This is a genomic window from Eubacterium sp. 1001713B170207_170306_E7, assembly GCF_015547515.1.
In the GTDB taxonomy this organism is placed as follows: domain Bacteria; phylum Bacillota; class Clostridia; order Eubacteriales; family Eubacteriaceae; genus Eubacterium.
This window is the reverse complement of sequence record NZ_JADMVE010000001.1, coordinates 591875-610484: the sequence shown is the minus strand read 5'-3', so window position 1 is coordinate 610484 and position 18610 is coordinate 591875. Positions and strand designations below refer to the sequence as shown.

Genomic DNA, 18610 nt, shown 5'->3' with positions numbered 1-18610 from the left:
AAACAAGATTGCGATTGTTGGGCATTTTGGTGAAACCAAAATGTCCGACAATGGCGTATCTTGCCCATCCCTCTTACGAGGGTTGATAGGCTTTGCCGATAAAATAAATCCAAGGCCGATTGCTAATATTTCTAAAATCGTTTTGAATTTTCATTTTCTTCTCCTTTGTCATCAAATTTGTTGTGTAATCTGAGTGCATAATCCGGCAGTTCTCCGACTGGCATATCTTTATAATTTTCTGCTTTCGCATAAAAACCGATTGTCGGCAGCCAGATCTCATCAGCTGGACAATATGCGAGGTATTCTCCATAGCATATTTCCATAAACAAGCCATTATTCATACTTTCAATATAATCATGTTCAAAAAGCAATTCCTTCATAACATCTCGCTTACCTGTACAGCGACAAAGCGTCTCATAAATGATCTTATAGCTCTTAAAATCATTTTCTCTGCGAATATACCATTCATCGTCAATGATTAAAGGAAATCCTATAATCCAATCACCGCCTACTTTTCTTTTAGCTTTGTAGATGTGTATTTCTTTAACTCTAGTCATACCGTCTCTCAACTTCACCACTCCATATCTATAACGTCTAACAGATCGAAAAACCGCTTGAGTGTCTTGTTTTCTTTTTCTTCCGGATTTTGATTCACATAACGATCCACCACTTTCATCAATTCTTCAATCTCACGTCGACTCTCAAAAATTATCTTGTCCATATCTTTTTTCATTGTTATATATCCCTTCGCATTATTTTTGTGAACTACTATATCAAACCCGGACTTTTAACCCCTGTAGGTTACCTGTTTCTATACCAACCAAATACCACAGTCCATCTAGATAGCCCATTTCTATCCGCGTTGGCACCCATTCTCCGTTAACTTCGACCTCCATGCACTCACCACAATGCAGACCGCCGTAGTATTTCTCCATTCCGAAGCGGATGTCCATACGTTCTGATCGCGCATCATAAATCAAAGTTCCTTCTCTCATCTTAATCTTCCCCTTTATTTTATTTGATCTTAAAAAACTCTATTTTTTCGTGAGGATTGTTTAAAACATAATCTTCATCTGTTGTCCAGCGGGCTGACCAAATCATATATGACGGTTTGCAGCTGAATAGATGATTATCTTTGAAATAATACTCAAATAATCAACTTACCTCCTCCATACCAGTATCTCTAATTATGAAACTACAGTTCGCTGTAACAAGCGCTCTTGCAAATGGAGGCGGTACTGCATTTCCACATCTCGCCACCTGTTTGGCTTTACTTATCCGTTGTCCTAGGGCATCCCGGTCTATGACGTAACTGTCCGGAAAGCCTTGTGCTCTGAATAGTTCTCTTGGTGTCAGCATCCGCATCGCAATATCAACGATACGATAATCAATCCCCTGCACTGTGACCAATCCAAACCGATCTTTTGCAGTGATGGTGTGCATGGGCCCTTTCATATCCTGTCCGATCCCATGCCCATAATATTTCATGAGAAATGCGGATACCACCGAAAAATGATTGCTAGATGCCGTTACTGTGTGGAGCGGTTCCTTTAGCTCCTGGCCTGTTCCTGTCCCATAGTCCTTTTTGATGAAAGCGGCCGCCAACGCAAATTTATTTCCGCCGGCAGTAACGGTTCCAAGTGGTTTCTTCATATCCAGCACCCGCTTTCCTTCCGGGTCGCCGTAGCCCATTTGGATTAAGAGTGGGGATACCATGGCATTGTGGTCAATGGTCGTGATTGTGGACACAGGTTCTTTCATTCCTGATCCCGCTCCCTTATAATTCCCACCGTAATACTTTGACAGAAATGGCGTCACAATACAATGTTCTGCCTTTGTGACAACAGTCGTTAAAGGATGATTCACGCTGTAGGAACGTCTATCATCTGCAAATCCTGTTTGTCCCGTCTGGACGATATAGGGTGTTGTGATGCCATATTCATCTATTCCTGTCTCTGTATAGGGTAGCTCTTGAATCTCCTGATTTTCGCGCCAATCCCCAACATTATTCAGCGGAATAAAAAAGGGATTGGGGTTATTTATCACGAACTTAAACAGACCGCGATGGATTCGACGCATCGTGTTTTCACTGAGCGGTTTTTTACGTCCAAAAATGGATTTACCAGGGATACTCCAGTCTATAATATCTTTAGCCGCCCGGTAAGGCTTAAGCCCTGATCCTTCTCCGTGTGTTGGCTCTGGCCAAACGATAGGCTGCCCATCACATCTTGCGATCAGAAAAAATCTTTTCCGGATGGTTGGCGCGCCATAATCACAGGCACGCAGTTCTCTCCATTCGACTTCATATCCCCGTTTTTTAAGCGTTTCTACAAAACTGCTAAAGGTTTCGCCCATTCGACTTTTATCAGGTTGTCCATCTTCTCCCAAAGGGCCCCAAGACTTAAACTCTTCTACATTTTCAAGGATAATAATTCTCGGTTTCGTTTGATAAGCCCACTTCACGGCTACCCAAGCCAATCCTCTGATGTTTTTATCTTTTGGTTTTCCACCTTTCGCTTTTGAAAAATGTTTGCAATCCGGCGAAAACCAGGCAAGGTCTACTGGTTTTCCACCAGTAGCCTTTATTGGATCGACATTCCAGACATCTTCACAATAGTGTTTGGTATGAGGGTGGTTAATTGTATGCATGGCAATGGCATCCGAATCGTGATTGATTGCAATGTCAACATCGCGCCCCAGCGCCTCTTTTATGCCTTGTGATGTACCACCACCGCCAGCAAAATTGTCTATAATGAGCCCCATGACTTTTTCCTTTCTTTACCACAATCTTATTTTGGATCATTGACGGGTTTCCAACCCTTCTTTTTTGCGTATTCTGCCAAATCTGCCTCAGCTTCTTCGACTGTTTTTTTATATTCGACGGTCTGAAGGCCCCTCTCTTTGTAATTGCCAGATTTTGGGTTAATCTTTCGTCTGAAGGCTTTATATGCCCCTTCGCCAATTCCACTTCTCACAAAGATTTGATCTCCATTATCGTCTAAATACATCATTTTTCAGGTTCCTCCTCAACTGATTTATTCGTCTTACTTAATTCATTGATCAGTGTAGTTTTTAATTCAGGGTACATTTTTTGTGCAATAAAAGCTTGAACAGCTTTTATAATGTCCTTTTCGATTTTTTCTTCACTCAAATAAAAACGATCCATTGACTGATAAATTGTCTGTACCATCTTTGTCATAGATCCCACAGATGAAATCAAACTATTAGATGCTTTTTCGATGATCGCACCTTGTTTATCTAGCTTTTCTGCGTAATCTTCTAGCCTTACTTCTTTTTCTCCCACTAAGGCTTCTCGAATCCCAGCTTCAATTTCTGCCTTATCGGCATACATAAACGCATCTCTGATTTCGTTCTCTTTCTCTAAGTTAAGGTATTTTTCGTTTATTCTAAAAAATTCGTTTTCCTTTTCTTTTAATTTAGAGTATATTTTATGAATTTCTGTTTCGTACTGTTGTTGTATTTTTACAATTTCTTGATTATGCTGCTCCGACAATTTGCGACGTTCATCTTCTAAGTTTCGAGTCTGACTAACTGCAATGATCTGACTATTTTTTGCCATCTCATTATGCAAATTTTCGATCTCACTATTACTCTCCCTTAACTGCTGTTCCAGCTCATTTATTTTTTTTTGCGCTGCCTGAAGCTCAAGCAAGACTTTTTCGTTTTTTTCAGATTTGACCTTTTCCCACTGGTCTTTAATTTCCTCGTGCCCTTGTTCCCTTGCAATTTCTGCAAAAAAATCTTTCAGCAGCTCCTCGAGTGCTGGATCAACACCATCAAAAAAACCCTGCTCATCACTGAAAATCATCTTGTATAATTCTTCGGTCTGTTCTTCTGTTAGAAACTTTTCTTCATTTTCATCATCCAGTTCCAATGCTGCTATTTCTTCAGCAATTTCATAATTCACATCCATTCGTCCCTCCATAAGGATTCTATCAACATGGCTCTTGACCAGATTATATGCGGGTTTCAAGAATTTCGGTCACGTGACCGCTTATTTCAGAAAACAAAAAAGGGCTATCAGCCCTCTGTTAAATCTTCTATTTCTTCATCATCATACTCATTCATACTCGCAAAATATACTTTCAATGCTTTTTCAATAATTTCTTGAATTTCTTTTGGTTTTTTCTCATTAAAATATTCATTTTTAATCTCATTCGGTAGTTTTACATTAAATGAGGCGCTTCGATTGCTTCGCTTCTTGCCTTCAAAGATTTCTCGTATCACCTCTTCATTTAATTCCCGCTTTTCCATTTTATCTTTGAGTATTTTAGAGATTTTCTCGTCAATTGGTTTTTTATATTCCCGGCTCATTTGCATGACATATTTCTGATCTTCCACGGTGAGCACCGATAGATTTAAAGCTACCTTCATGGCCATTTTTTTATCATCTACTTCGTCTTTAATTTCCTCACAGCATTTGTATAACTGTAAGTATCGGCGTCGTGTACGTTCTGAGATACCATGGAACACACCCGATTCTTCTTCATCATCCGATGATAAGCATTTCTGTATTTTATCACTGAGTTTTTCTTTCTTTACTTCGTCAACCAGCAAGTGAACAATTTCAGCTCGTTCAGAAAACTTTAAATCGTTGAATCCCCTCTGTTGAATGATGGCATCCAAAGTGACGTACTGCGCATCAGCATCTGAGTATTCCTCCAGAATGTAAGGGATTGTCGTCTTTCCAGCAAGCTCTGAACAATGTACTCTATTTCTGCCGTTTAAAATCTCATATTTACCAATTTGAATCTTTGATTCCCTGATAAGAATTGGCTGAAGCACACCAAAAGCTTTGATGCTTTCTACCATTTCTTTCTCTTTCTCTTCACCATATAATGGTATTGGATGAAAGGGCGAAGGAACTAATAAAGAGATGTCGATCTCATCTCTGCTTGTTTTATTATTGTTTCTATTTGATATGAGCCCATTCTCAGGGCCAGGGCCAGTTAAAAATTCGGCTATATCAAAATTAAAATTACCTTTATCTGACATATAAACACCTCCTAGTAATTCAAATCGATTTCTTCTGCAAGATGCTGATAAGCAAGCCCTACTGGATTCTTTTTATCATATGCACGGACAGCCGATTTTGCGATTACAGATTCCGGAGCCTTAACAGATGTAGGAATCATGGTTTGAAAAACTTTTAAACTTTCACCAAACCTTTCTTTTACTTGTGTCTCTAAATCCTGAGTTAATCGCAATCGTCCTTTATATCTTGTAAAAAGGATTCCTTCAATAGTCAATTTAGGATTTAATCCAGTACGACCAATAATCCCTTCACGTATGATGTTGATATTTCTAAGAATTGTGTTAAGGCCATCAACTGCATATGGTTCTGACTCAATTGGGATAATAACAGAATCAGCAGCAATGAAAGCATTAAGCGTCAGAGTTGATAATGTTGGCCGACAATCAATAAGCACATAGTCGTATCCCTTACCATACTCCTTTATCATTTCATCCAAAATTTGCTCCGTATTTGGCGTTACACACAATGCCCGTTCTGCTACTTCCAGATCAACACTTGCTGCAATGTACTGAAATCCATTTTTATGTATGATAATCTCTTCTGCTGGTGGTAATATATCAGTTTTAGACATCCTATTGCCAGATATGTAATTTATCATATTTTGGATTAATTTCGTTAATGGAATATGGTCATCTCCATATGGATCAGTACCACAGTGTCTCGTTAAATTTGATTGAGGATCATTGTCAATTAATAACACTTTTCTGCCTCTTTGCTGCAATTCATACGCAAGGTTAATGGCTGTCGTTGTCTTCCCAACCCCACCTTTTTCGTTTGCAACCGCAATCACTTTCGTCTTCATTTCAATCTTCTCCTTTTCCTTTGTAAAAAAATACACTCCCTCCAGAGTGTTATTACTGGTGGTGATTACCGGAATCGAACCGGCCCAATTATATTCTTCCAAAGAATCACCATAATAAATAATGACGTATGTATTGCTGCTTTATATTTGATAGCTACTATGTGCTCACAAACTCGATAACAAAACAATACGCCAGGAATATAACATGGTTAGTTTTTGAATGCGGCTCATTCTACCGCCCTGGAGATTTACCCACACACCTTGCTTCACCGCCAAGCTTTGCTCTACGTCACGCCATTGATGTGCTGCCCATTTTTTAGTTGGACACCAAGTTCTAGTTCGTTGTATGTCTTTGCTTATTTGCTCAATAATGATTTACTGAAGTCTTTTACCATGATTATATGCTTCAGCGTATTTTTTTGAGCCTCAAGAGTTGCCAATGGCAGCTCTCTGACTAAATTCAGAATCCATTCCTTTAGCCAGGCTATATATCCCTATCGCGTTGTTGTGGTTTCCTTGTTTTCCACACAAATCTTTTCCCCGTCTTTCATCAGAAAGATTTTTCACCATCTAGATTCATCGATAAAATAAAGCAAATCTAATGCTGTGCAGTTGGCTCGAACCAACGCCATACTCAGAACCGTTTCCCAAAAACTTTCTTATTAAATTTCATAAGACCAATTTGTATGTGTTTTGACAAGCGAGAGATTTGAACTCCCATTCTTTATAGATAGAAAAATCTACAAAGCGTCTGCCATTGACTTAACTTGCCATATACTTAATTCATTGATTCTGTTAAGTCGTCTAAATTCAGATCTAAAACTTTTGCGATTTTCACAATTGTTGTAAATCCGGGATTACGCTTACCTGTTTCCAGGTAGTTAACCGTTGCCTGTGAAATACCAGCTTTTGCTGCCAGCTGGCTCTGGTTTAGGTTTTTTTCTTCTCTTGCAATTTTGATAATTTCGCCAATAGTCATCGTGTCACCTCATTTAGCAGTCATACATATAGAGCGCATATCTTTAAACGTATACATTTTTAGAAATAAAACCCTTGACAATTTTTATAACAATTGTTATAATATGAGCATAAAGAAAATAATAAATACAAAAAAATAGTAAACAAAATCATAAGTAACTATCATAAAACAAAAAAATAAGGCGTCTAAAAAAGCATAATTTTTTAGACGTCTTTTCTTGATTACAGGTTATGTATCTTTACTATCTTATAAAATTGAGCACGGCTTATATTCAGTATTTTCACGGCTTCTTCGCAGGTAATCTTCTTTTTTCTCCAGTCAGAAACGATCTCCTGGAAATAATTCATATCAATTTTCTTTTTAGGTCTTCCGAATTTAACGCCTCTTTTTTTAGCTGCTGCAATTCCTTCTTTCTGTCGTTGATTGATTTTTTCTTTTTCAAGTTGTGCAAAGTATGATAAAATCTGCAACACAATATCAGACAGGAATTTTCCAGTCAAACCATTCTTGTTTACTCTGGTATCCAGTAGCGGCATATCTAACACAACAATATCAGCTCCATTTTTACGATTAATTAAGTTCCAATTTTCAATAATCTCATCATAATTTCTGCCAAGTCGGTCAATACCATGGATGAATAAAATATCTTCCTTTTTAATTTTTTCAAGTAGCGCTTCATACCCAGGTCGTATAAATGTCCCACCTGTGATTTTATCTGTAAAGATATTTTCTTCCGGAATCCCTTGCTCCGTCATTGCATCAATCTGCCGCCAGAGATTCTGATCTTTAGATGAAACACGTATGTAACCATATTTTTGAGTCATAATAAATCCCCCTTTTGATTAAGAATGTTTATTTGCACTCTATATGTACGTGTTCATTATAAGTTATTTTATGCTTTTATTAAATTCTGCGGTCACGTGACCGAAAGTCTCAAAAGGCGCATAAATAAAGGGGTCTCAAGCTTTTTAGCATTTTCTTATCTTTATAATATGATAACTGTATAGCGTTGCTCTAAACTTTATTGCAAATTTACTTTTTTAATTTTTATTGAAACATTGATTAAAAAAGAAAGATCAGGTTTTTCTTGATCTTTCTTTTCAATATAATCTTAATAACTAAAAATAGTTTCTGGATGTTGCCAGCCCGCATCGTAAAGCACGTTTTAGCAAAATCATTTTGTCCATTGTACATATCCAAAAAATCCTTCAACATATCCTGCGTCGGAAAGCTCTAGTACATTTCATCTATCCTTTCATGAAATAAAAAGTTTTATTTTTAATCAAAAAAGATATCCCTGACAGCTATTGCTATATTTAAAACTCATAAAAAAAGACCAGTGCACAATGGCTCTGGTCTTTAAGGAGATTTCCAAATAAATGGAATTCGCAAGCTATTTCATTCCACTGGATCGTGGCTGAGTAGGTATAGTGTCAAAATCTCTTCTGCATATTTTGCTTTGTTTGCCGGACAGCGTTCCAAAAGCTCCAGCACTGCCGCATACTTCGTCCCCATGTATTCTTTGGGGCCATAAAGGATCGCATCGGCGGACATTTTTAAAATGTCACAGAAACGGTTCAGGCTTTTTAAGGAAAACCCTTTAGTCCCTAGTTCAATATCGGCAAGGAAAGTAGGTGTAATACCTATTTTTCTGGCCAGTTCATCACGGGACATGTTTAAAAACGTCCTTTGTTTACGAATACGAAGGCCAATCGCCTTGTGATCTAATTCGGTCATAAGTTTTTCCCCTTAATATATTTTTTCTGGAATCCGTCGTGGCAAAGAGGGAAGCGCGCATTTTCCCTCTTTGATTTCCACAACTTCCAGAAAAACAAAAAGCTGTGCATAGTACGATCCATGCACAGCTAAAGTTCGATCTTTAAAGCTTACAACCTACCTACAAATTATGGCGCACATCTTGTTTTTACATACAAAATAGCCTATAATATGTATTACGGTACTTTCCCGCGAGGGTGAGGTTGTGCATGGTGGGCATACACCTGCGCAATTCCGGTGAGGTGGGCCAACACCAATACCCGGATGCCGCTTTTTGTTTTTCTTAGCTTTTATTATATACCGGAATGCTATTTTTTGCAATCCTTATATCTAGTATTATTTACTCCTGTATTACTGGGAGACAGATTTAATTATTCTGGTTGATACGTTCTTTAAATTTCCGGATAATTTCTTCGACCGTCAATCCTTCAACCCGTTCTTGTGTCTGCTGGATAATTCCGTTCACGATCCCATCTTTATAAAAAACATCTAAATAATACCCTTTGTACTCATGTGCTAATTTCATAAAATCTCCTAATCTACTCGTTTTTCTACAAACCACGCCGGGTTCTCGTAGAAAACATAGGTGGTTGCCTGGCCGATTCTTAGTTTGAACCGGAGCCCCTGGCCGCCTGCTTTAAGCGAAGCAGCTGGCAGCACTTCCAAGACTTTGTCTACCTTAAAATACCGATTGTCTTCCCATCCAATATACATCGGTTTTGGCTCTCCATTTTCCGAAATGCGTGCGACGACTTCGACATATTTTTTAACGTAATGCATCTATTATACCTCAAGTGTGTCTTTAAAAATAGCCTACTGGATGAATTACATTGTCCCGTTTCGGATCAAGCTCCGACATGGTATCCCCGAGTGTGATCGCCCGCCGCACGCTGTTGTTTCCAAAGCGATGGCGCAGGCCATCAATGGTTTTATCAAGATTTTCCTGTTTTATGCGCTTTTCTTCATCCGTAAATAGATTGAGCTGGATCGGTATTTTCTCTGGCGTTAGGTTCATGGCCCGGACGCCTAAAGAGCGGATCGCTGACTGCTCACTGAAATTATAGTTCTTTTTGAAAAGTTGTATGGCCGCTTCGGCCATTTCTTTTGTGATGTTGGTGGGGTTTTCAAGCTTCTGCTGCCTGGTGAAGCTTAAAAGATTTTTGTCCCGGACGGAAATGGCAAAGGTCTTGCATTTAAAACCGGCTTCCCTGGTGCGCATGGCCACACTTTCGGTGAGCATGTACAATACCAGTTTGACTTCGTCGAGATTAAACAGATCTCTCGGAGTTGTAATGGAATTTCCAATGCTTTCAATCTCCCGGTCATTGTCATTGAGGTTTGGATCAAACTGCTTAACTTCGCTGATGTCCAACCCATTTGCGAATGTCCAGAGGATCTCTCCCATTTTCCCAAGCCAAAGCCGAAGATCTTCGACTGGTGCTTGCGCCAGTCTGCCTATCGTGTCGATTCCTTTTTTCTGGAGCTTTTTCTCGGTTGACCGGCCAACATAAAGCAGATCCCCCACGGGTTTTTCCCAGACGATTTTTCGATAGTTTTCCTTTGTAATACAGGTAACAGCGTCCGGTTTTTTATAATCACTACCAAATTTCGCAAAAATCTTGTTCCAGCTGACGCCGACCGACACGGTGATGCCCAGCTCACGCTTGATCCGCTGGCGGATCTCCTGGGCGATTTCTTCCCCGGAGCCAAAAAGATGAACACTGCCTGTGACATCGCACCAGGACTCATCCAGGCCAAAAGGTTCGACACGGTCTGTGTAGGAATAATAGATCTCCCTGGCCATTCTGGAAAATTTCTGATAAAGTGGATAATTGGGCGGAATAATCACCAGTTCTGGGCTTTTTTGTTTTGCTTCCCAGATCGCTTCCGCAGTCTTTACGCCCTGTTTTTTTGCTATTTGGTTTTTTGCGAGAATAATCCCATGGCGGTTTTCCGGATCTCCGGCAACAGCAATCGGCAGGCCATGAAGTTCTGGATGATGCAGCTCTTCAACGCTCGCATAAAAGCAATTGCAATCTGAATGCAGTATCACACGCTCTTGCCTTTGCATGTTGTTCTCCCCCTTTGAAAAATGATTGTACCCACATTATACAAACATTTGTTTCAAAAAGCAAGTTTTTTAAGAACGCATATTCTTTTTATAGAATAAATGTACTGAAAGAGTTCTTGATTATTTTCTTGTATCTGGGTATTATTTAAATAATGAAAATTGACACAGGTGGTGAAAAATATGTGTGGAAGATATGTACTCTACTCGGATAAAGAGCAGGCAGAAATCAAAGAAATTATTGAGGAAGTCAATAAGAAACATCACTTTGTGGTGAAAAAAGGCGATGTTTACCCCTCCAACATGGCGCCGATCTATGCGCCGACACCGGATCAGAATGGGAAGAGCCTGGAAGTCATGAAATGGGGTTATGAGGTTTCTTTTCGAAAAGGGCTGCTGATCAACGCCCGTTCGGAGACCATTTTAGAAAAGAAAACCTTCAAAAAAGATTTTCTGGAGCGGCGCTGCATTGTGCCGGCCAGCGGGTTCTACGAATGGGACAAGGAAAAGAACAAATATATTTTTCAGTCTCAGGATGATGAAGCCCTTTATATCGGCGGTGTGTTCCGGCAGCATGAAAATGCATCGGAATACGTTATCTTGACCAAGGCGCCGGTTGAGCCTGTCGTGGCCATTCATGACCGGATGCCGGTGATTATTCCCCATTCCAAGGCCGAAGAATGGTTGTATGATGCCAATGCTGCTATGGGGATGGTGACGCAGAATGATGTGCCCCTGGGATGCCAGATTGCCGAAAAATAAGCCGGATCACTCCGGCTTTGAATATTTCTCTATCAAGGGGTTGAAATAGATTTCCTCGGCAGTCCTTCTCGCTTTTATTGCCGCATTCTTCGTCTTAAAAATGCCTAAATGCTTCGTCTTGCCTTTGAATGTAATCTGCGCATACCAGTAGTTTCTTTTTGCGTTGTAATAGACACCACGCACGCCGGTTGTGCTGCTTGAAGGAACCTTCGTTGATTTAATCCTCGCTAAACTTGTTCCCTCGCGCATGTTTTTTTCTCGGTTCTTTTCTCTGGCTTGTTGGGCGGACTGTTCTAAATGGATTTTTTTTTGACATCCGCAATGGGTTTTTCTTCCGCGTTCTAAATCGCTTTCGGATACTTCGATCGTATTGCCACACCTGCACTCGCAGATCCAAATACAGCCGTTACGATACTTTCGCTCAGAACGCTTTATAGCCTTTAATAGCCCGTATTCTTTTCCAGTCAGGTCTTTTCTGCGAGAGCACCCGCACGACTTTGTTTTTCCATTTAAAACGCCATCCCCGCGGAACCATCTTGTTGTTCCGCATTGGCACTCACATAAAAAGTAGATGTAGCGTCCTTCTCTTTTCCAGTCCTTTATGGTGAGCCGTCCATGCTTTTCACCAATATGATCTGCTGGCTCTTTTTTCATATTTCACCTTCATTTGTAAATCCACCATGTACCCTCTTTTATTTATTCTTCTTTATTTACACGGCAATCAGCTATATGTTCCTTGTTAATCTGAGACCCTGCTGCCCGCAAGGCATTATTCCAGCTTCAAAAACGGTTCGAATATGCCGAAGAAGATGGGTTTTTCATTTTCCCGGCTGTCGGGTTCGCACGAATTTTTTCGCTTTTTCCTGGATAAAATGTATCCGTTCCTGGGGCGTATATCGATTTCGTTTTTATTGTATGCACCCTTCCCGTTCTATTCCTTCAACGTTTTTTCTTCGTTATTATTTTTCTTTACTTAGTCCAGCTTCAGCAAGCGCCTTCTCCCAGCTGCCAAAGTACTTAACGTAAGTGCTGTAATATGGACGGCTAACCTCATTATAATTGGGGGTTCGGCCGAGTTCCTGCGCTCTTTCCTGGATTTTCTGTATTAATTCTTCTTTCGTATATGCTTTTCTCCGGGTACTTCTCTCTGGTTTCAATCCTGCAGCCTCGAGTGCCTTATCCCATGTACCGAATTCCCGCATATAAAGGTTACCGCACGGATTGACCATTTCACTTGCCAGTGGGGTTCGCCCAAGTCGGCCAGCTTCCTCTTTCAGCCGCTCAATTAGTTTTGTATGATCAAATCCATCTCTCGGATAATCTGGCTGATAACCCGCTGCCCGCAAGGCTTCATTCCATGTTCCAAAAGCACGGATATAGGTTCTGCCGCTGGGATTGGTCATTTCTGTGTTTTTGGGAGGGCGTCCCAATTCGTGGGCACGCTGCTTTATTTTTTCAGCCAGACATTCTTTCGTGTAGCCCCTGCGACCTGTCTGTTCCGGCTTCTCAGCCACAATTTTTTTTCTTTCAAGACCTGCTGCCTCAAGCGCTTTCTTCCAAGTCCCAAATCGGTTAATATACGTTCTTCCTGATGGCCGTTCCATTTCTTTTACGACCGGCGCCCGACCGAGTTCTTCCGCTCTTTCCTTTAAAAGCCCGATAAGCTGGGCTTGTGTATATCCTTTGGGTATTGTTTTTTCAACTTCAATGGCGAGTTCCTGATAGATGTAAGTGCTAACAAATTCTTTGATTACGGCCGTTGGCGTTTTTCCATTTTTTTGACATGCTTCTTTAAAGGCAGACAGTATTTCCGGCTTAAAATCAATGGGAAATCTTTCGTACTTTTTCTGCGTACTTCCTTTTTGTTTTTTTTCGTTCATGAATCACCTTTGCCTTAAAATAAAGGGTGTGTTATAATCATAACACACCCGGTTTGTAGTAGGATCGGGTAAGGGATTAACTTCGCAACAGGTAGGTTAGTCCCTTTTTCTATTCTTCATCGTCTTGACGATAATAATATTCCGTCGCAATGACGCCTTTTTCCTGACCGTCCGACTCATTGAAGTCAAAGACGTCTATATCAATCAGTTGGCAAGCCCATCGGCCGCACTGATCATAATAACAGTGGATGTCACTTTCCATTTCAAGCTCATCAAAATCTTCTGCGGTTAATAAATAACCGTAACCTCCGCCTTCATCACTCCATCGAATGGCTTTTTCAATATATTTTTCTAAAGTATTCATCTTGTTTCTCCTTTCATTGTTATCCCTTACCCTAATTACATTATAACACATACGTCCGTATATTACAATATATATTTTCTATTTGTCAATTTATTTTTATAAAAACAACACTGAAACGAATATCGATTCAGCGCTGCTATTGTATGGTTCTACTCCGAGGAAACAGGCCGCGGGCAAATACTAGGAAAGAATTTAGCTTTTGGAAATATTCTCTCCCAGCGCGCCTGTCGTGGGATACGCATCTTTTTTTCTTAGTCAATATTTTTCTTTTGATCGTTTCTTCATGTCTTTCTGCACAGCTTATTTCAGGAGGTTTTTATGACTTTTAGACGTTGGCCTTCTTTCCGATCCTGGGTAATCTTCAGAATATTGAGCAGCTCATTCCAGCTGTTCACCCCCAGCGCGCGCCAGATTTTTCTCAAGGTGGGCAGCTCTGGGTTTCCCCGTGAATCCTGATCATACTTTGTCGAGGTGATCGGCCCATCCTGTTCCCCGACCCATTTTAAAAAGGCATCCCGGCATTGTTCTTCTTTTGTCTTGATCACTAGATGGTTGTCTGGGCTTTCCTTAAGCAGCTCCTGCCAGACTTCTTCCATGGTACTTTTCCCAAAATATTGTTTGATTGTTGATGGCGCTGGCAGTTTCTGATCATTGACGATTTCTTTACTCTCAAGGGTACGCCCTTTTTCTTTTGCCTTCTTAAGCAGTTGTTCCTTGATTTCTTCTCTGGTGTAACGCTGGCTGTTCTTCTGTGGGCTGACGCTTTCACGCGCCTCATGAATAAAGCGTCGCAGCTCCGGATCATCACCGTTTTCCAGATAATTCAAAAGCCCGCGCCAGCCTTTTTGTCCATATGCCCTGATCACAATACCTGCATTTGGCAAGCTTTTTTCCTGGGCGTATGCATTGTACTTGTAATAGGAAAGGGATCTGCCGGATTTAATATACTGTTCAAACTGCTGCTGAATGATTTGTTTTCTTTTTTGATCGGCTTCATAACTTTTCCCGGCGGGTGGTCTTTTCTTCGCTTCTGTTTGGTGGTTTAATGCCAGCCCGGCTGCCCTCAGTGCATTATTCCAGGAGCCGAACCTTTTGTTGTAGGTGCCAATGCTCGGGTATGTCAGCTCTGTGCTTTTTGGGGTGCGCCCTAACTTTTCCGCGAGTGCTTTCAAGTTTTGAATCAGATCCTGTTCCGTATATTTTTGGGGACTTGCAGGGTGTTCCTGATCCATTTTTTGTGTGTTTTTAAAGCTGGCTTCTTCCAGCTCGTATTTATTCAGCACCGGCGCAAAGTAAAGGGCTTCAGCATCTTTTCGGGCTTTCACGGCTTCTTCCATTGTGTTAAATGTTCCAAGGATCATATTCTTTCCTTGAAAGCCAATCTGTGCACGCCACTTTTGTCTGCTGGTATCAAAACTTACGCCGGTTACACCGCTTTTATTGCTCTTTATGGGCTTATTCCGCTTGAGCATTAAAAGATCGGTTCCCTCAACCAGAAAAGCTTCTGCACGTCTCTTTTGGGCCTTTTTAATGGACTGCTGCTGAATCTCTTTTGCCAGGCAGCCACAGGAACGCACTTCTTCCTTTATGAGTCGGCTTTCAGCAACTTCCACCATATTGCCGCAGCAGCATTCGCAAAGCCAGATCACACTGTTGTTATGCTTATCCCGTTTCTCTGTGGGCCGAATGGCTTTTAAACGGCCAAATTTCCGACCGGTCAGATCGACGGGTTTAAATTGTGTCTCATTTGACCGGCAGCCGCAGCTTGTGGTTGTCCCATCAATGACCAGATCGGCTCTGATCCATTTCTCATTCCCGCACGCACACCGACAATAAAAGTAGGTTCGATCACCTTCACGTTTCCAATCCTTTATCTCCAGTAATCCGTGATGCTCTCCGATCCGGTCTTTTGCCAGCTTTTTCCCCTGGCAGCCACAACTGGTTATTCTCCCGGCAATGACCTGATCCGCCCGAATCCACTTCTCATTCCCACACGCACACCGGCAATAAAAGTAGGCTCGATTGTTTTCACGTTTCCAGTCTCTGATCTCCAGTAATCCATGATGTTCTCCGATCCGGTCTTCTGCTTTCTTTTTCATCATTTTACCTCATCATCATACTCCTTGATATAAACGAACTGGACGTTGCGCTTCAAATAGGCCTTCATGCGCGTCATGAGTGACGGCTTCTTTTGTTTCGCTTTCTTTGATGCGCATCTTTTCCATCCGTAGGTTATGGTGGTGTTTTCTCCAACTTTAACTTGTTTTTTCACGCGTCTTCCTCCTCTTTGCCCTTTCGATACATGACATTGGCGGAAAGATAACCGGCGATAAGAAAACGCTCATCTACTTTTTTACTTTCCGGTTTATGGAGCAAAAATGCAGCCATGAGCTTGTCAAAGCGGTCGTTTTGTCTCATTTGCGTCATTCTCTCCCGAAAGGTCTTGGTCATGGATTCCAGCAGCTTAACGGATTCTTTTATCCTCAGCGCATTTTCGATGTGAATGGCAACATCGGTATTTTTATTATGATAGTGGTTCAGGTAGTCGATGAGCTGGCCTGCGATGAAATAATACTGCTTGTCATTCTGGATCTCAACCATAGCTTCTTCGCTTACCATTCTAAAGAGTTCATTGGCCAGTTCCATAAAATCGTCCTCATGTTTCTCTTCAAAATATTCTTCCATTGCCACTAAAATCGTAAAGTGCAGATGCGCATAAAAATACTGATCATTTTTGATGTTGTTGTACACCAACTTCATGGCGTGATGCTTATAATAATCCCAGAAGGATCGGATCTCTCCGATAAAAAATGCGTTGACGAAGCTGGGCATGGCAGCGATCAGTTCGTTTTTAAAAACGGGATTGCTATACCGAAGGTCTTTAGGCTTCCGGAACAGCTGCTTGAGCATGGCCTTCCCATAGATATATCGGTCGATATAGCATTTCAGCGAATTGGCTGTATCCAGCACTGTGAAGGGGTAAATCTGTGCTGAAAACTTTTCGTTACAGTCGATTGCCAGCCGCTGCTTGATTTCCAATGGCGGTATTTCTGGGAAATAGCCATTTATGCGGTCACAATAGACAATCTCCAGCCCGGTCAGTTCCCGGCTGATACGCAGATAGTAACCGTTAAAATAGGTTTCGGGTGCTTCCTCATTGGAAAGGGCAAAAATACCGTCGTGCGCACTGATATAGACGTTGTAGGTTCTCTTCCGCGCCTGTATGTCCAGGTATTGGTAGAACTTGGCACACTGATAAGCATCCTCTGCATTCTCAAAGCACGGCACTGGACTCTTGCGCGAAAAGTTTTTGTGGAAGGGCTTTTTATCGTTGAGGTTCAGCGTGTAGCTTGAAACCCCCATGGTCTGCCCGTCCATTTCGGTCATGAACTTCGGATAGCTAAACACGTTTGGCACATAGTAGCGTTTGCTCTCTGCCTGGTACTTCTCGATCGATGCAGTAAAAAAAACTTTCAAATACCCGCTTTTTTCTTTGGGATCACAAAGCAGCTGGCCAATGTGGCTGATAATCCACTGCCGGTTCTGATCGAGGATCTCCCGGTCGATCTCTCCGACGTCCTGGCGGACTTCTTCCAGTAACGGCAGGATCTCTTTTTGATATTTCGTTTCAGGGTTTGCCAGCACCTCATAGTAACCGTTGATGATCGCTGGTGTTAGCCGCACCTTTCCGTTTTTATCCGGAAGGACGTTCTGCTTTTTCACCCAGAAGCTCAGATAATTGTTGGAATGGATCATCTTTTTCTTATCGAGGGCTTTGTTGGTCGAAATGATTCTGGACAGGTAGTCAATTTCCCGGAACGTTTCAATGAATTCCTCCGGCAAATCATCATCGTTATGTACTTCCTGCTGCATCAGGATTTTTCCGTTTGCGTCGACCAGAACGTACAGCCCTGGATCAAAAAGATAATCTTCCAGAAAAAGGGCTTCTCCCCGCTTTTCATACTGGTGCTTAAATACATCGAGACATTCTTTCAGCATGTTGGCTCCTTTTATAGAATTTCAATGTTTGTGATTTCGACTTCGTCCCAGGCGTCTTCAGAATATGCGTCTGAATCAACCTTTTTGCCCGTGGGCTTAAAGACGTAATTGATCCACTCATTATCTTTTATAAAGTAGGAGTAGGATGTTTCGTCTTCATACAGATCATCCATGGGGTTTTCCCCCTCACCGCTCCAAACTTCTCCCAGAGCGACGCGATCCCCAATGTTCAGATCCGGGTAACCGCCGCCACAAATGCTTTCTTTTTCCGCATAAGCCACATTTTCGTTCATCGGTGTTTCTCCTTTTCGTTCAAATTTTCCGCCAAACAGCTGAGTATAGCTGAATATCGCAAAACATACCAGCATTCCCTCACGGAAGTAATGGGCATTTTCACTTCCCTCCAATGACCACGCATCGGCTTCTTGATCAAAAATCGCGTAAAACGTGCTGTAAGGGCCTAATCCTTTCATTCTCTGGTGTGCCTTGGCTGCAATGGACATGGCAGCTTTTTCAATCTGCCGAAGGGTTAATGCTTTTTGGTGAAATTGTTCTACTTCGTTTTGCTCAAAACAGGTTCGAAAATAGCCGGTATCCACAGAAGCGCAGCCCAGATAAAATAAGGCAAGCTGCTGCCGCGTATAGTTTTTCCGGTTGATATAGTCCTCCATCTGGTCTTGATTTTTATTGAATAAAAGCAAATGGACATCTTCAACGCCTAAAGCATCCATCAAAGCGACCGCATTCTTCAGAGCAAGCTTGTTTGCATCGGTTTCCCCCTTTTCGATTCTCTGGATCTGACGGATATTAACACCGGAAGCGTCCGCCAGATTCTTTTGGGTCATCCCTAAAAAGGTTCGCATGTTTTTTATAAAATCGTTGTTCATTCTACGACCACCTCACTTTATATGCTTATTATACGCT

22 protein-coding genes are annotated in these 18610 nt (G+C 41.4%); 1 reads left to right on the top strand and 21 read right to left on the bottom strand.

Features of this window, described 5'->3' with window-relative positions; translation table 11 throughout:
- Window positions 1-131 precede the first annotated feature (131 nt).
- The 14 genes from I2B62_RS03075 to dinB all read right to left on the bottom strand — a co-directional run bounded on the left by I2B62_RS03075 (window position 132) and on the right by dinB (window position 10684).
- Window positions 132-557, bottom strand: coding sequence for a hypothetical protein (locus tag I2B62_RS03075; protein ID WP_195267500.1), 426 nt, complete (start codon window positions 555-557; stop codon window positions 132-134).
- Between the two features lie 14 nt (window positions 558-571).
- Complete coding sequence (locus I2B62_RS03070) at window positions 572-733, bottom strand: hypothetical protein (protein ID WP_195267499.1); 162 nt, start codon at window positions 731-733, stop codon at window positions 572-574.
- Window positions 734-773: 40 nt separating this feature from the next.
- The gene (locus I2B62_RS03065) at window positions 774-995 is read right to left on the bottom strand and encodes a DUF5348 domain-containing protein (protein WP_195267498.1); all 222 of its coding nucleotides are present in this window, start codon (window positions 993-995) and stop codon (window positions 774-776) included.
- 160 nt (window positions 996-1155) lie between these two features.
- Window positions 1156-2763: a DNA cytosine methyltransferase gene (locus tag I2B62_RS03060; protein ID WP_195267497.1), complete on the bottom strand. Its 1608-nt coding sequence runs from the start codon at window positions 2761-2763 to the stop codon at window positions 1156-1158.
- A 26-nt stretch (window positions 2764-2789) separates the two neighbouring features.
- The gene (locus tag I2B62_RS03055) at window positions 2790-3011 is read right to left on the bottom strand and encodes a hypothetical protein (protein WP_195267496.1); all 222 of its coding nucleotides are present in this window, start codon (window positions 3009-3011) and stop codon (window positions 2790-2792) included.
- Window positions 3008-3934 carry a hypothetical protein gene (locus I2B62_RS03050; protein ID WP_195267495.1) on the bottom strand — a complete coding sequence of 309 codons (927 nt, stop codon included), beginning with the start codon at window positions 3932-3934 and terminating at the stop codon, window positions 3008-3010. The genes I2B62_RS03055 and I2B62_RS03050 overlap by 4 nt, the downstream gene beginning before the upstream one ends.
- A 107-nt stretch (window positions 3935-4041) precedes the next feature.
- The gene (locus I2B62_RS03045; RefSeq protein WP_195267494.1) at window positions 4042-5016 is read right to left on the bottom strand and encodes a ParB/RepB/Spo0J family partition protein; all 975 of its coding nucleotides are present in this window, start codon (window positions 5014-5016) and stop codon (window positions 4042-4044) included.
- An 11-nt stretch (window positions 5017-5027) separates the two neighbouring features.
- Window positions 5028-5858 (bottom strand): ParA family protein, encoded by an 831-nt coding sequence (locus I2B62_RS03040; protein WP_195267493.1) that lies wholly within the window; start codon window positions 5856-5858, stop codon window positions 5028-5030.
- A 778-nt stretch (window positions 5859-6636) separates the two neighbouring features.
- Window positions 6637-6837, bottom strand: coding sequence for a helix-turn-helix transcriptional regulator (locus I2B62_RS03035; protein WP_195267492.1), 201 nt, complete (start codon window positions 6835-6837; stop codon window positions 6637-6639).
- Window positions 6838-7058: 221 nt separating this feature from the next.
- Complete coding sequence (locus tag I2B62_RS03030) at window positions 7059-7661, bottom strand: recombinase family protein (protein ID WP_195267491.1); 603 nt, start codon at window positions 7659-7661, stop codon at window positions 7059-7061.
- Between the two features lie 574 nt (window positions 7662-8235).
- Window positions 8236-8574 carry a helix-turn-helix transcriptional regulator gene (locus I2B62_RS03025; protein WP_195267490.1) on the bottom strand — a complete coding sequence of 113 codons (339 nt, stop codon included), beginning with the start codon at window positions 8572-8574 and terminating at the stop codon, window positions 8236-8238.
- A 406-nt stretch (window positions 8575-8980) separates the two neighbouring features.
- The gene (locus I2B62_RS03020) at window positions 8981-9139 is read right to left on the bottom strand and encodes a hypothetical protein (RefSeq protein ID WP_195267489.1); all 159 of its coding nucleotides are present in this window, start codon (window positions 9137-9139) and stop codon (window positions 8981-8983) included.
- A gap of 8 nt (window positions 9140-9147) precedes the next feature.
- Complete coding sequence (locus I2B62_RS03015; RefSeq protein ID WP_195267488.1) at window positions 9148-9327, bottom strand: hypothetical protein; 180 nt, start codon at window positions 9325-9327, stop codon at window positions 9148-9150.
- A gap of 88 nt (window positions 9328-9415) precedes the next feature.
- Window positions 9416-10684, bottom strand: a complete 1269-nt coding sequence (dinB, locus tag I2B62_RS03010; RefSeq protein WP_195267487.1) for a DNA polymerase IV — start codon at window positions 10682-10684, stop codon at window positions 9416-9418.
- A 180-nt stretch (window positions 10685-10864) separates the two neighbouring features.
- Here dinB and I2B62_RS03005 point away from each other — a divergent pair, with 180 nt between their 5' ends.
- Window positions 10865-11443 (top strand): SOS response-associated peptidase, encoded by a 579-nt coding sequence (locus I2B62_RS03005; RefSeq protein ID WP_195267486.1) that lies wholly within the window; start codon window positions 10865-10867, stop codon window positions 11441-11443.
- A 6-nt stretch (window positions 11444-11449) separates the two neighbouring features.
- Here the strand turns inward: I2B62_RS03005 and I2B62_RS03000 are convergent, their stop codons facing one another.
- The 7 genes from I2B62_RS03000 to I2B62_RS02970 form a co-directional block, all read right to left on the bottom strand.
- Window positions 11450-12097: an AP2 domain-containing protein gene (locus I2B62_RS03000; protein ID WP_195267485.1), complete on the bottom strand. Its 648-nt coding sequence runs from the start codon at window positions 12095-12097 to the stop codon at window positions 11450-11452.
- 305 nt (window positions 12098-12402) lie between these two features.
- Window positions 12403-13323 (bottom strand): hypothetical protein, encoded by a 921-nt coding sequence (locus I2B62_RS02995; protein ID WP_195267484.1) that lies wholly within the window; start codon window positions 13321-13323, stop codon window positions 12403-12405.
- Window positions 13324-13432: 109 nt separating this feature from the next.
- Window positions 13433-13687, bottom strand: coding sequence for a hypothetical protein (locus tag I2B62_RS02990; RefSeq protein ID WP_195267483.1), 255 nt, complete (start codon window positions 13685-13687; stop codon window positions 13433-13435).
- A 305-nt stretch (window positions 13688-13992) separates the two neighbouring features.
- Window positions 13993-15789, bottom strand: a complete 1797-nt coding sequence (locus I2B62_RS02985) for an AP2 domain-containing protein (RefSeq protein ID WP_195267482.1) — start codon at window positions 15787-15789, stop codon at window positions 13993-13995.
- The gene (locus I2B62_RS02980; RefSeq protein WP_195267481.1) at window positions 15786-15959 is read right to left on the bottom strand and encodes a hypothetical protein; all 174 of its coding nucleotides are present in this window, start codon (window positions 15957-15959) and stop codon (window positions 15786-15788) included. The genes I2B62_RS02985 and I2B62_RS02980 overlap by 4 nt, the downstream gene beginning before the upstream one ends.
- Complete coding sequence (locus I2B62_RS02975; RefSeq protein WP_195267480.1) at window positions 15956-17686, bottom strand: hypothetical protein; 1731 nt, start codon at window positions 17684-17686, stop codon at window positions 15956-15958. The genes I2B62_RS02980 and I2B62_RS02975 overlap by 4 nt, the downstream gene beginning before the upstream one ends.
- Window positions 17687-17697: 11 nt before the next feature.
- A complete protein-coding gene (locus I2B62_RS02970) occupies window positions 17698-18573 on the bottom strand; it encodes a helix-turn-helix transcriptional regulator (RefSeq protein ID WP_195267479.1) in 876 nt (291 codons plus the stop codon).
- Window positions 18574-18610 lie beyond the last annotated feature (37 nt).

What these genes read in the sequence shown, in the direction of transcription:
- I2B62_RS03075 (WP_195267500.1), bottom strand. Translation starts at nt 557, where the DNA reads ATGACTAGAGTTAAAGAAATACACATCTACAAAGCTAAAAGAAAAGTA.
- I2B62_RS03070 (WP_195267499.1), bottom strand. Translation starts at nt 733, where the DNA reads ATGAAAAAAGATATGGACAAGATAATTTTTGAGAGTCGACGTGAGATT.
- I2B62_RS03065 (WP_195267498.1), bottom strand. Translation starts at nt 995, where the DNA reads ATGAGAGAAGGAACTTTGATTTATGATGCGCGATCAGAACGTATGGAC.
- I2B62_RS03060 (WP_195267497.1), bottom strand. Translation starts at nt 2,763, where the DNA reads ATGGGGCTCATTATAGACAATTTTGCTGGCGGTGGTGGTACATCACAA.
- I2B62_RS03055 (WP_195267496.1), bottom strand. Translation starts at nt 3,011, where the DNA reads ATGATGTATTTAGACGATAATGGAGATCAAATCTTTGTGAGAAGTGGA.
- I2B62_RS03050 (WP_195267495.1), bottom strand. Translation starts at nt 3,934, where the DNA reads ATGGATGTGAATTATGAAATTGCTGAAGAAATAGCAGCATTGGAACTG.
- I2B62_RS03045 (WP_195267494.1), bottom strand. Translation starts at nt 5,016, where the DNA reads ATGTCAGATAAAGGTAATTTTAATTTTGATATAGCCGAATTTTTAACT.
- I2B62_RS03040 (WP_195267493.1), bottom strand. Translation starts at nt 5,858, where the DNA reads ATGAAGACGAAAGTGATTGCGGTTGCAAACGAAAAAGGTGGGGTTGGG.
- I2B62_RS03035 (WP_195267492.1), bottom strand. Translation starts at nt 6,837, where the DNA reads ATGACTATTGGCGAAATTATCAAAATTGCAAGAGAAGAAAAAAACCTA.
- I2B62_RS03030 (WP_195267491.1), bottom strand. Translation starts at nt 7,661, where the DNA reads ATGACTCAAAAATATGGTTACATACGTGTTTCATCTAAAGATCAGAAT.
- I2B62_RS03025 (WP_195267490.1), bottom strand. Translation starts at nt 8,574, where the DNA reads ATGACCGAATTAGATCACAAGGCGATTGGCCTTCGTATTCGTAAACAA.
- I2B62_RS03020 (WP_195267489.1), bottom strand. Translation starts at nt 9,139, where the DNA reads ATGAAATTAGCACATGAGTACAAAGGGTATTATTTAGATGTTTTTTAT.
- I2B62_RS03015 (WP_195267488.1), bottom strand. Translation starts at nt 9,327, where the DNA reads ATGTATATTGGATGGGAAGACAATCGGTATTTTAAGGTAGACAAAGTC.
- dinB (WP_195267487.1), bottom strand. Translation starts at nt 10,684, where the DNA reads ATGCAAAGGCAAGAGCGTGTGATACTGCATTCAGATTGCAATTGCTTT.
- I2B62_RS03005 (WP_195267486.1), top strand. Translation starts at nt 10,865, where the DNA reads ATGTGTGGAAGATATGTACTCTACTCGGATAAAGAGCAGGCAGAAATC.
- I2B62_RS03000 (WP_195267485.1), bottom strand. Translation starts at nt 12,097, where the DNA reads ATGAAAAAAGAGCCAGCAGATCATATTGGTGAAAAGCATGGACGGCTC.
- I2B62_RS02995 (WP_195267484.1), bottom strand. Translation starts at nt 13,323, where the DNA reads ATGAACGAAAAAAAACAAAAAGGAAGTACGCAGAAAAAGTACGAAAGA.
- I2B62_RS02990 (WP_195267483.1), bottom strand. Translation starts at nt 13,687, where the DNA reads ATGAATACTTTAGAAAAATATATTGAAAAAGCCATTCGATGGAGTGAT.
- I2B62_RS02985 (WP_195267482.1), bottom strand. Translation starts at nt 15,789, where the DNA reads ATGATGAAAAAGAAAGCAGAAGACCGGATCGGAGAACATCATGGATTA.
- I2B62_RS02975 (WP_195267480.1), bottom strand. Translation starts at nt 17,686, where the DNA reads ATGCTGAAAGAATGTCTCGATGTATTTAAGCACCAGTATGAAAAGCGG.
- I2B62_RS02970 (WP_195267479.1), bottom strand. Translation starts at nt 18,573, where the DNA reads ATGAACAACGATTTTATAAAAAACATGCGAACCTTTTTAGGGATGACC.